Annotated in this window: 8 protein-coding genes; 4 read left to right on the top strand and 4 right to left on the bottom strand. The window is 62.9% G+C overall.

Annotation, left to right across the window (positions count from 1 at the left end; translation table 11 throughout):
* Window positions 1–27 precede the first annotated feature (27 nt).
* The 4 genes from H7B90_RS31975 to H7B90_RS31960 form a co-directional block, all read right to left on the bottom strand.
* The gene (locus tag H7B90_RS31975) at window positions 28–1,617 is read right to left on the bottom strand and encodes an alpha-L-rhamnosidase-related protein (protein ID WP_260411379.1); all 1,590 of its coding nucleotides are present in this window, start codon (window positions 1,615–1,617) and stop codon (window positions 28–30) included.
* 19 nt (window positions 1,618–1,636) lie between these two features.
* The gene (locus H7B90_RS31970; protein WP_185139958.1) at window positions 1,637–2,467 is read right to left on the bottom strand and encodes a carbohydrate ABC transporter permease; all 831 of its coding nucleotides are present in this window, start codon (window positions 2,465–2,467) and stop codon (window positions 1,637–1,639) included.
* Window positions 2,464–3,330, bottom strand: coding sequence for a carbohydrate ABC transporter permease (locus tag H7B90_RS31965; RefSeq protein WP_185139957.1), 867 nt, complete (start codon window positions 3,328–3,330; stop codon window positions 2,464–2,466). Before H7B90_RS31965 ends, H7B90_RS31970 begins: the two co-directional genes overlap by 4 nt.
* Before the next feature lie 83 nt (window positions 3,331–3,413).
* The gene (locus H7B90_RS31960; protein ID WP_185139956.1) at window positions 3,414–4,808 is read right to left on the bottom strand and encodes an ABC transporter substrate-binding protein; all 1,395 of its coding nucleotides are present in this window, start codon (window positions 4,806–4,808) and stop codon (window positions 3,414–3,416) included.
* A 750-nt stretch (window positions 4,809–5,558) separates the two neighbouring features.
* Here H7B90_RS31960 and H7B90_RS31955 point away from each other — a divergent pair.
* The 4 genes from H7B90_RS31955 to gnd all read left to right on the top strand — a co-directional run bounded on the left by H7B90_RS31955 (window position 5,559) and on the right by gnd (window position 11,192).
* Window positions 5,559–7,106, top strand: a complete 1,548-nt coding sequence (locus H7B90_RS31955; protein WP_185139955.1) for a methyl-accepting chemotaxis protein — start codon at window positions 5,559–5,561, stop codon at window positions 7,104–7,106.
* A gap of 114 nt (window positions 7,107–7,220) precedes the next feature.
* Window positions 7,221–7,925, top strand: coding sequence for a GDSL-type esterase/lipase family protein (locus H7B90_RS31950; protein WP_185139954.1), 705 nt, complete (start codon window positions 7,221–7,223; stop codon window positions 7,923–7,925).
* 303 nt (window positions 7,926–8,228) lie between these two features.
* Window positions 8,229–9,719, top strand: coding sequence for a glucose-6-phosphate dehydrogenase (gene zwf / locus H7B90_RS31945; protein WP_185139953.1), 1,491 nt, complete (start codon window positions 8,229–8,231; stop codon window positions 9,717–9,719).
* A gap of 39 nt (window positions 9,720–9,758) precedes the next feature.
* Entirely contained in the window at window positions 9,759–11,192 is a 1,434-nt protein-coding gene (gene gnd, locus H7B90_RS31940) for an NADP-dependent phosphogluconate dehydrogenase (RefSeq protein ID WP_185139952.1), read from the top strand.
* The last annotated feature ends 297 nt before the right edge of the window (window positions 11,193–11,489 follow it).

The raw sequence follows: 11,489 nt of genomic DNA, 5'->3' as shown, positions 1-11,489 counted from the left end.
AGGTCCCTGCAACCGCCATTTCGGCGGTTACAGAGCCGCCTCCCCCGCGTTCGAGAGCTTCTCCCATCCGTATGTGCGAATGAAGTAGGTCGGAGTGCAGCTCCAGGCGTGGCAGTAGCTGTTGATCAGGTTGCTGCCGTACGGGGACAGCTTCTTGTCATCGGGATTGTAGATCTCCCAGAACGTGTCGGCGCCGTCCTCAAGCATGCCGCCCCAATAGGTCCGCATGTGCGCGACGGCTTCTTCCGCCATCCCGTGCATGAACAGCGCTTCGACGAGGTGATGGTGCATGTACGGCGTCGTCATGCCGACGGCCGGCTTCTCGGCCAGCAGCTTCCGCAGCAGCGCGGCCCCTTCGGCGGCCGGCAGCACCTCGGCCAGCGCCATCCACACCTGCGTCGCCCAGCTCACTTGCCGGCCGGCGCCGCTGACGAACCAGCCGCTCGCCTCGTCGCGCAGATGCATGAGCGCGGCCTTCGTCGCGCGTTCGATCCCCGCGGCGATATCGGCCTCGTCGCCCGCCAAGCCGAGCTCCCGCGCGAGCTCCAGCCCCCGCCGAAGGCAATAGATAAGCACCGCCTGGGCCGGCGCCTGCTTATTCAGCTCGGGATGCCAGTCGATGAAGCAGTACCAGCTCTCCTCGTCCCGGACGATATCCCGCTCGTCAAGGCGCCGCAAGCCAATGCGGACCTGCTCCATCGCGATCGGCCACAGCTCCTCCAGCGTGGCGCGGTCCCCCGACGCCTTGAAGTAATCGCGCAACGTCGCGATGAAGAAAAGCGAGTAATCGTATAGCCGCGTATCGTCGACGTGAGGCTCGGGCTTCTCGAAGACGCAGGCTCCGACGGCGCCGTCCTCCAGACGCATCCCGGCGAACAGATACAGGCAGCGGCGAACGAGCTCGTAGTTGCGGAACGTAACGTAGTTCGCCTGAGCCTGGAGCCGCAAATCCCCGATCCACAGCCGGCGGTCGCGCTTCGGCCCGTCCTCGAACACCGTCTGCATGCAATCCTGCAGCGTCTTGATCGCGACGCGGTCCATCCGGCGCAGGTCGTCCGGCACCGAAGGCGGGAGCGATTCGACTGCGCTCCTGTCGGCGGACGAGACGGCTTCGCAGACGACGGCGTCGAACGCGGCTTTGTACTTGGGAGACGCATCCACGACCTCGATCCGCAAAAAACGAAAGCTGTAACGCCTAGGCAGCCGGATCTCGGCGGGAAGCACGTCGACGAACAGCGTCTCCTCCTGCAGCCAGGAGCTGCTCAGCCAGCCCTCGTACTCGGCGAAGCTCTCCGCGATCTCGCACGGCATCTCGCCGAACGCGAGCCGAAGCTTAAGCGGAGCGTCCGGCGGGCTTCCGACGTGTCTCACGGACAGCGAGACATAGCCGACCTGATGGTCGCCGAAGTCGAGCGCGAAGGATTCTCCTTTGCCGTAGGCGGAGGAGCGCCATTCCGCGAGGGAAGAGACTTCGCGGACGCGCCAGCCTTGAAAGGCGGATTCGTCTGCGACCGCCTCCACGAGCCGGACGGGCTCTATGCGCGTCGTATGCAGCGTAGGGATCTGGCGCTCGGCGGCGGCGACGAGGCCGGGGTTCGTTGTCGTTTGCATAGTCATGATCTTAGGCTCCTCGCGATCAGCCTTTGACCGCTCCCGCGGTCATTCCGGCGACGATTTTTTTGTTGAAGAAGATGAACAGGACGAGAGGCGGCAGCGAGATCAGCATGATGTCGGCGAACAGCAGGTTCCACGACGTGTTGTACATGCTCGTGAAGTTGTAGAGCGTCAGCTGGATCGTCGCGTTCTTCGCCCCGGGGAAGAAGTAGAGCGGGTTGACGAAGTCGTTGTAGATGCCGACCGAGGACAGCACGACGACGGTGGACGTGACGGGCATGAGCAGCGGGAACACCATCTGGAAAAACATCCGGTAGCTGCCGCAGCCGTCGACGACGGCCGCTTCGTCGATCTTGCGCGGAATGGTCGCCATGAAGCTCTTGTACAGGATGACGGCGAACGAGATGCCGAGGGCGACCTCGACGAGCACGATGCCCGTCATCGTTTTGAACAGGCGGATCGAATCGAGCACCCAGATCGTCGGGACGACGGCCGGAGGAATCATCAGCCCCGCCATGACGAGGAAGTGGATCGGGCCGGACCAGCGATCCGTACGGCGCTGAAGCACGTACCCGGTCATCGCGCAGACGACGACGAGGACGGCGATGGACAGCAGCGTGATGACGGTGCTGTTGAAGAAGGCGCGAACCATCATGTAGTCCTGGGCGGCGAGCACTTCCTTGTAATTTTCGAGAATATGGAACCGGCTCGGCCAATCGATGTTCAGCAGCGACGATTCGGTCCGGTCCTTGAACGAATTGATAATGACGAAGTAGAACGGAACCCAGAAGACGACGACGGACAGCAGGAAGGCCAGCGCCTCCAATAGCGTTCTATTCCAACCCTTGCTCATAGGTCTACCTCTCTCTTGTTCAGAAGCTTCAGCAGCGGGAAGGCGAGCAGCGAGACGCCGACGAACAGGATGACGTTGCCGGCGGTGGACAGGCCGTAGAAGCCGCCCTGGTATTGCTTGTAGATGATCGAAGCGATCAGGTCGGTGCTGAAGCCGGGGCCGCCCTTCGTCATCGCCCAGACGAGATCGAACGAGCGGAGGCCTCCGATGAACGCCAGGATGATGACGGAATTCATGGCCGGAGCGGTCAGCGGAATCGTGATGTGCTTGAACTTGTCCCAGGCGTTGCCGCCGTCGATCTGAAGCGCCTCGTAGTAATCCTCGGGGATGGACATAATGCCGGCGATGAAAATGACGGTAGCCATGCCGACGCCCTTCCAGACGTCGACGAGAGCGACGGACAGCAGCGCGATGCTCGTGTCGCCCAGCCAGTCGGGACCCGCGATGCCTGCGAGCGCCAGCGTCTTGTTGATCAGCCCTTGCGTCGGATGCATCATCGTGCTGAACGCGATGCCGACGGCGATCGTGGAGAGCAGCGTCGGGAAGAAGACGACGGACCGCAGGTAGCCCTTGATCCGAAGACCCGACGTCAAGGCGACTCCGAGCAGGAGGCCGAAGACGACCTTCAGGCCGCAGGTGACGACGGCGAAGACGAGCGTGTTGCGAAATCCGATGTTAAGCGACGATTCGGAGAAGAACGTCGCGTAGTTGTCGAAGCCGATGAATTCCCAATCGACGAGGTCCCAGCGCGTCATGCTGAAGAAAAAGGACATGATCGTCGGCAGCAGGAACAGCGCGAAATAGACGAGGCCGGCGGGCAACAGGAACCAGTAGGTGTACAGTTTTCGGGCCGATTTGGTCATGCCGATCGTCTCTCCTCCGTCCGGTTAAGCGATCGGCCCCGCCTATAGGAAGCAGGGCCGACCGACCGTTCTCTTGATACTTCTTACCAGCCCGCGATTCCGAGCTGCTTCGCTTGCTTCTCGACGTCCTTGTCATACGCCTTCGCGCTGTCTTCCGGAGACTTCATGCCCGCGCCGGCTTCGACCGTGATCTGCGGCAGGTTCGGTCCCTTGAGCGGAGACAGGAACTCGAGGGCCGGAGCGGTCTTGCCTTCGTCGAAGTACGGCACCATCTCCTTGACGCCGGCATAGGCGTCTTCCGGCAGCTCGGCGCCCTTGACGACGTACGGACCCTCCGGCTTCGCCTTCGTGGCCATGATCTTCATCGCTTCGGCGGAGGCGAAGAAGTTGACCCACTTCTTGGCGGCTTCGACGTTCTTGCCGTCCTTGTAAATCGAGATCGCGGCCGGCATCCAGACGGTCAGGCCGTTCTTGTCGGCGCTGTCTCCCGGCTGGGCGAACACGCCGATGTCGTCGATCTTGTCCGGGTACGTGGCGAAGATGTTCGACAGGGCGAACGTGAGCATCGGGTAGTGGACGCCGGTTCCGTCGACGAGCATCTTGAGCGCCTGGTCGTACGTGGTGGACAGGTAGTCCTTGTTCATGTACGGCTTCAGCTCGGCGAGCTTCTGGAAGCCCTTGAGCGCGGCCGGGGTCGAGGCGAACTTCGCCTTGTTGTTCGTGAAGTCGTCGGCGAACGTCGGCGCGTCGGCCTGAACGTTGTAGTAGTCGGCGAGCAGAACGAGCTGGGACGTCCAGCTGTCCTTGTAGGAGCCGATGACCGCCGTCTTGCCGGCCGCCTTGATCTTCTCGTTGTTCGCCTTGAGCTCTTCCCACGTCTTCGGCACGGAGAGGCCGAGCTCGGCGTAGACCTTCTTGTTGTACAGCCAAGCGCCGGCTTGGGACGAGCCGCTCGGCGCGGCGTAGATCCTGCCGTCGACGCTGACCGTCGGCTTGAACGAATCCAGGACGTTCTGCATGAACGGTTCGTTCGAGAGGTCGAGGAAGTACTTCTCGGGCTGCAGCGCCTTGAACAGGGAGCCGGCGTTGTAGAAGTTCAGATCGTCCATCTCGCCGGTGGCGAGCTTCGTCTTGACGAGGTTGTCGCCTTCGCCGCCGCCGGGGCGCAGGTCGAACTCGGTCTTGATGTTGTAGCGCTTCTCGATCTCGTCGGCGACCGCCTGGATGCCGGCGGTGGACGTCTGGTTGTCGATGAGCAGCTTCAGCGTGACCGGCTTCTCGTACCGCTCGGACGAGGCGCTTGCGGAAGGCGACGCGGAAGCGGAAGAGGATGCGGACGCGGCGGGCGAAGAGGAGTCCGCGCTCGCTTCCGGCGAAGAGCCGGAATTGTCGTTGTTGCTTCCGCAGGCCGACAGCACGGACGCGGTCAGCAGGGCGCCGGCGACGGCGTAAATGAGTTTGTTGCGCGATTGAGCCATGAATGATAGCCTCCTTCTGTTTGTGGCGGCCGGCACGAGCGTCCGGCCGATGACCCCCGTCGGCGTTGGCCGGTTCGGGATAGACGCGATCATGGATGAGCACGGCGAAGCGGGCGAGCTAGCTGTTGCGTTCAGGGCTCCGGATCCCTATGGCCCTCAGTGTAAGGGGTTTCAAAAAGCGCGTTAAGCGCCGCTTTTTTTGTCCTTCGTCGGATTTTTTTGGACGATGGCTTAGCGGTGCGGGAAGCGGGCGGGGCGGCCCGAAAAAGCCGGACGCCTCCCGAAAAAAACCGACATATAGGCCTTCGTCCAGCGGAATTTGTTCCGGAATCGTTGGATTCGGACGGCTATCACGGTGATTCTCTTCGGGAACATCGCGGGGGATAAGAAGCAATGGTTATGGGGGGCAGACTCTAAAGAATCCTGGAGCCGCTATTTGGCTTCAAAGCCGTTTTTGGAAAATCTGTCGAACCCGGACGACCTTATTTAACGCCATCGAGGGGGACAACGGGCCTCCGGAGCGAATTAGCATCTCTTGGATTCGTTACCCGACTCCCGACGCCCAAGGCAGACCCGATTCAGTACGGCCGCACGCCGCGGGAGAGCCCCCTTGTTCAGAATTTGTCCAGTCCGGTTGAATATGATCGAATCATGTCGAGCCGATTGGGCTCGCCGGAGGACCGTCTCCGAGGGACCGGACAACTACGAACAAGCGGGGTTAGAACCTTGATCCAACGGAAAAACAAGCTCATGCTTCGTCTGTCTTTCTATACGCTCGCTCTCAACGTCGCCGTTCACTTGCTTCACCGAGTCTGGAATATCTTCGGCGACTCCATGCACGGGGGCGGCATGGAAGCCGGAGCGGCCGCTTCCGCCTTCGCGCTGAACGCGCTGCTGGCGGCGCCGCCGCTCGCTTGGGCCGCCGCCTGGCTCTTCTTCCGGGGGAGGGAGGACCATCGGTTCGTTCCCCCCTTGGTCGTGCTGGCGATGACCTTGGCCAGCATCTCGACGATCGCCGGCGGAGGCGGGAGGGTCGAATTCCACTTCTCGATCTTCATGGTCGTGGCGGCCGCGGCCTATTACGAGAACGTCAAGCTGATCGGCGGGATGACGGCTCTCTTCGCCGTGCAGCATGTAGCCGGCTTCCTGTTCGTTCCCGAGCTCGTCTTCGGCGTGCACCGGTACTCCTTCACCATGCTGGTCGTGCACGCGGCGTTCCTCGTTCTCACCTCGGGGGCGACCAGCCTGCAGATTGTGTCCAAGCGTCGAATCACCCGGGAGCTCGAAGCCGCGAAGCGGGCCGAGGAAGAGCACGCCGAGTTGCTTCTCGAGACGATTCGCGGGCTGTCCGGGGATCTCGAAGGCGTGTCGGAGGCGGTCGCGGGACAATCCGAAGCGTACGCCGCCTCCAACCGGGAGATGCTCGATTCCTTCCGCCAGGAGGCGGCGGGCCTGGAGGAGCGCAGCGAATCCCTTCGCCGGCTGGACGGCGACCTTCGGGAGATTAACCGGATGATCCGTCTGAGCGCCGAATCCTTCTCGGAGCTGGACGCGAAGTCGGCCGAGTCGGAAGCCGCGGTGCGGCACAACCGGGACAATCTCGAGCCTCTGTTCGGGCAGATCCGGACGGCCGCCGGAACGATCGACGCCGCGGAGGAGTCGATGCGGCGGCTGTACGAATCGTCGCGCCTGATCGCCGGCATGACGGACGCGATCCGGGAGGTGGCGAGCCAGACCGCGCTGCTCTCCCTGAACGCGTCCATCGAAGCGGCCCGGGCCGGCGAAGAGGGGCGCGGCTTCGGGATCGTGGCGGGCGAGATCCGCAAGCTCGCGGACCATGCCGCCCGCGCGGCCGACGAGATCGCGGACAGGGCGGCGACCATCGAGCGGGAGAGCCTGGAATCCGTCTCCCGGATCGAAGCGGGCAAGCAGGCGGCCGCGCGTTCGGTCGAACTCGCGGAATCGGCGGTGACCGGTCTGGACCGGATGGATCTGGCGGTGTCGGAGACGGTCGGCGTGGTCGCGGCATTGCGCGAATCCGTCTCCGTCATCGAGGAACGCTCGCGGGGAATGGGCGAGGAGATGTCCCTACTCTCCGCGGCGACCGAAGAGAGCGCCGCTTCCGTCGAGCGCCTGCTGGACGTCTGCCGGAACCAGTCGGACGAATTCGCCCGCGTCGTCGGCGAGCTCCTCCGCCTGAAGGAGCTCGCCAACGAGCTGCTGCGGCAGTTCGCGGACGGGGGTCAGGCGCCTGCGGCGGGCGCCGCTCCGCCCGACGGCCATTCCTTCGCCTCGTAGGCGAAGCCGCGGCGCACCCGCCGCAACCTCCTTTTCGCGCCCGACGGGTCTATGTTAATCTAGTAAGCATCGAGTCATAGACGAGACTATGCTAGCGAGAGAAGGAGCATCCTCATGACGAAGCCAAGCGACGCCGTCAATACGGCGGTTATCCCCGTCTCCAAGCTGGAGGAAGACAGCTACGACTGGTGGGAGAGACACGAGCAGGTATTGAGAATCCAGAAAGAGCTCGACCCGGAGGTCGTCCTGATCGGCGATTCCATTACGCATTTCTGGGGAGGAGAACCGTGGTCGGACAACGTTCACGGAGAGAGGATCGCCTGGAACTCCGTCTTCGCCCCTTATCGGGTGCTGAACATGGGGTTCGGCTGGGACCGGACGCAGAACGTGCTCTGGCGGCTCGATCACGGACAGCTGGACGGCTTGAAGCCCGAAGTCGTCGTCATCCTGATCGGAACGAACAACACGAGCGAGACCGAGAACGCCCGCGCGAACGACGCCGACGAGATCGCGGAAGGGCTGCGGGCGATCTGCGACCGGGTCGAAGCCAAGGTCCCGAACGCGAGAATCGTCGTCATGGCCGTGTTCCCGCGCGAGAAGGAGCCGGACCATCCGCGGCGCGTCCTCATCCGCGAGATCAACGAACGGTACGCGAAGCTGGCCGAGGAGCGCGGCTACGCGTTCGTCGATATCGGGCCGCGATTGCTCGAACCGGACGGCACGCTCTCTTCGGAGACGGCGCCGGACTACTGCCACCTGACCGAACGCGGGTACCGGCATTGGGCGGAAGCTCTTCGTCCGCTGCTGCCGGCCAGATAAGGGCGACGTTGGGCGACGTTGCGTGCGTGTCCGCGATTCGCGTGAACTAACATGACGCGGAAGCCATAAGTTTACTAGGGGTCGGCTATCAAACATCTTTATAGGTAACATGGCGTCATCTATCTTGACGTCGATAGAGGATTTCATTATCCTAAAAAAGAACTGAATCGCATCGGCACAACGTCGTGCCGCGAACAAGGCATCGGAGCCCGTTCCCAACGTTATTGGGACGGGCTTTTACTGTTTACCGCAGCCTGTCAGATCTCGACTTCCAAAACCAAGAGAAGGATAGGAGGAATCGCGATGCAACCGTCCGCGTTCGTATTGTTCGGCGGTACCGGGGATTTGGCGAAGCGCAAGATTTTCCCGGCGCTGTACAACTTGTTCCTAGACGGGAAGCTGCCGGAGCGGTTCGCGATCGTCGCGCTCGGGCGCAAGCCGTTCAACGACGAGCTGTTCCGCCAGCACGTGAAGGAGTCGCTCGGCCGCTTCTCCCGCAGGGAGGGAGCGAACGCCGCCGCCATGGCCGAATTCGCGGCCTGCATTCAATATCACGCGATGGACGCGGGCGATCCGCAAGGCTACGAGCGCTTGCGCTCATTGCTGGAGCAGCGGGAGGAGGAGCTCGGCCTGACGGGCAACCGGCTGTTCTATCTATCCGTCGCGCCCGAGCACTTCGGGCCGATCGCCGCGCGCATCCGGCAGAGCGGACTGGCCGACGGAGGCGGATGGACCCGCCTCGTCATCGAGAAGCCGTTCGGGCACGATCTCGCTTCGGCCCGCGCGCTGAGCGCGGCGCTTCACGTTTCTTTTCCGCCCGAAGACGTCTACTATATCGACCACTATCTCGGCAAGCCGATGGTGCAGAATCTGCAGTCCTTGATCGCCTCGAATCCCGTGCTGAAGGCGGTTCTGAACAACCGCTACGTGGCCAACGTGCAGATTACGGCGAGCGAGACGGTCGGCGTCGAGGAGCGGGCCGGCTATTACGACCGGGCGGGAGCGCTGCGGGATATGTTCCAGAACCATATGCTGCAGCTGCTCATGATGATCGCGAGACGGGCCGAAGGGTACGACAAGCGCCAAGTCATGGAATCGGTTTACCCGGTGAACAGGGACGAGGCCGCCAACCACGTCGTTCGCGCGCAATATACGGCGGGCTCCGTCGCGGGCCGCACCGTTCCCGGGTATCTCCAGGAACCCGGCGTCGATCCGGGCTCGGCCACGGACACTTACTTCGCGGCTCGGCTTATGCTCGACGATCCGATCTGGAGAGGGGTTCCGTTCTACATCCGGACCGGCAAACGAATGAAGGAGAAGGCCACGAAGATCGTCGTCGTGTTCAAGAATCCTCTGGAGAGCCGCCTCCCGGAAGCGCCCGCGCGCAATTATCTGATCGTCAACATCCAGCCGAATCCGAGCCTCGACTTCCGTTTGAACCTGAGCGGACTGGACGGGGAGCTTCAGCCGCTGTCGCTGCAACCGGCGAACCGAGGGGAAGAGGAGCCCGAAGCATACGAGCTTCTGCTGCGCGACGCTCTTCTCGGCGACCCTACGTTCTTCGCCAAATGGGAAGAGATCGAGCTGTCGTGGAAGTGGGTGCAGCCGATTCTCGACGCGTTCGCGAACCGTCTCGCGCCGCTGCATACCTATCCGGCGGGCTCGAACGGACCGGCCGCGGCGGATCATCTGCTCGCGGAAGACGGACACGTCTGGTTCGAGACGGCGGAAGCGAATCCGGCGGTCGGCGTCTCCCCCGCAGGCGAGACGATATCCGTCGCGTACGAGCATTGACCTAAGCAATCGATAATCAGAGAGGATGGATATGGAAAAATGAGCAAACAACAAATCGGCGTCATCGGCCTTGCGGTCATGGGGAAAAACCTGGCGTTCAACATCGAGAGCAGAGGGTATTCCGTCGCGGTCTACAACCGTTCGCCGGAGAAGGTGACGGACATGCTGAACGAGTCGGCGGGCCGGAACGTCGTCGGCACGTACAGCCTGGAGTCGTTCGTGGAGTCTCTGGAGACGCCGCGCAAAATCCTGATCATGGTTCAAGCGGGCCAAGCGACGGACGCGACGATCGAGCAGCTGCGGCCGCTGCTGGCTCCCGGCGATCTGATTATCGACGGCGGCAACGCCTACTTCGAAGATACGGCGCGCCGGAGCGCTTCGCTTGAGAAGGACGGCATTCTGTTCATCGGGGCGGGCGTCTCCGGGGGCGAGGAAGGAGCCTTGAAGGGGCCCGCGGTCATGCCGGGGGGCCAACCGGAAGCGTACGAGCTGGTGCGGCCGATCCTCGAGGCCATCTCCGCGAAGGTGAACGGCGACCCGTGCTGCACGTACATCGGTCCTCAAGGCTCGGGCCATTACGTCAAAATGGTGCACAACGGCATCGAGTACGGCGACATGCAGCTCATCTGCGAAGCTTACGACCTGTTGAAGCGCGTGCTCGGAATGGGCGCCGAGGAGCTTCACGAGACGTTCTCCGAATGGAACCGCGGCGAGCTCGACAGCTATCTGATCGAGATTACGGCCGACATCTTCTCGAAGCTCGACCCGGATACGGGAGCGCCGCTCGTCGATGTGGTGTTGGACAAGGCCGGGCAAAAGGGCACGGGCAAGTGGACGAGCCAGAACGCGCTCGACCTCGGCATGCCGCTGTCCGTCATTACGGAGTCCGTCTTCGCCCGCTTCCTGTCGGCGATGAAGGACGAGCGGACGCGGGCGAGCCGCGAGCTGTCCGGCCCGTCGCCGTCGCCGTTCGCCGGCGACCGCGCGCAGTTCGCCGAAGCGATCCGTCAGGCGCTGTACGCCAGCAAGATCATCTCGTACGCGCAAGGCTTCGCCCAGATGAAGGCCGCCTCCGACGCGTACGGCTGGAACCTCAATTACGGCAACATCGCGATGATCTTCCGCGGCGGCTGCATCATCCGCGCCCGCTTCCTGCAGAACATCAAGGACGCGTACGACCGGGACGGAGCGCTTCCGAACCTGCTGCTGGACCCGTACTTCAAGGACGTGCTGGACCGCTACCAAGCGTCGCTGCGCCAAGTGGTCGCGGCCGCCGTGGCGAGCGGCGTGCCGGTTCCGGCCTTCGCCGCCGCGGTCGCCTACTACGACAGCTACCGCTCGGAGCGGCTGCCGGCGAATCTGCTTCAGGCGCAGCGGGATTATTTCGGCGCCCACACGTACGAGCGCACCGACAAGCCGGGCGTGTTCCACACGCAATGGTTCGCGGCCGAACCTCAGCCGGCGAAGGCTTGATCGCGCGTGGCCGAGGCTGCGGGTTGCAACTTACGGGTTGCAGCCTGCGGATTGCATCTGCTGGGACAACTGCGGTTGCGGCCTGCGGCTTGGGGCGAGAGGAGCGGAAGCCATCTGCTGTAACCGCCAAAATGGAGGTTAGAGAGGCTACTCGAGTCGAGTCGGTCACTGTAACCGCCAAAATGGGGGTTAGAGATCACACCGAGTGTGAGCGAGCCGTCTGACCGCGAACACTAAAACGGGACGTGCCCGAGCTTTGTCGGGTCGTCTCGTTTGTTTTTTTCTACGGCGTGCCCA

Source organism: Cohnella xylanilytica (assembly GCF_014212175.1).
In the GTDB taxonomy this organism is placed as follows: Bacteria; Bacillota; Bacilli; order Paenibacillales; family Paenibacillaceae; genus Cohnella; species Cohnella xylanilytica.
This window is presented reverse-complemented; position numbering and strand designations above follow the sequence as displayed.

Excerpts from the sequence above, each read along its gene's own strand:
- H7B90_RS31970 (WP_185139958.1), bottom strand. The coding sequence starts at position 2,467 with ATGAGCAAGGGTTGGAATAGAACGCTATTGGAGGCGCTGGCCTTCCTG.
- zwf (WP_185139953.1), top strand. The coding sequence starts at position 8,229 with ATGCAACCGTCCGCGTTCGTATTGTTCGGCGGTACCGGGGATTTGGCG.
- H7B90_RS31975 (WP_260411379.1), bottom strand. The coding sequence starts at position 1,617 with ATGACTATGCAAACGACAACGAACCCCGGCCTCGTCGCCGCCGCCGAG.
- H7B90_RS31950 (WP_185139954.1), top strand. The coding sequence starts at position 7,221 with ATGACGAAGCCAAGCGACGCCGTCAATACGGCGGTTATCCCCGTCTCC.
- H7B90_RS31965 (WP_185139957.1), bottom strand. The coding sequence starts at position 3,330 with ATGACCAAATCGGCCCGAAAACTGTACACCTACTGGTTCCTGTTGCCC.
- gnd (WP_185139952.1), top strand. The coding sequence starts at position 9,759 with ATGAGCAAACAACAAATCGGCGTCATCGGCCTTGCGGTCATGGGGAAA.
- H7B90_RS31960 (WP_185139956.1), bottom strand. The coding sequence starts at position 4,808 with ATGGCTCAATCGCGCAACAAACTCATTTACGCCGTCGCCGGCGCCCTG.
- H7B90_RS31955 (WP_185139955.1), top strand. The coding sequence starts at position 5,559 with ATGCTTCGTCTGTCTTTCTATACGCTCGCTCTCAACGTCGCCGTTCAC.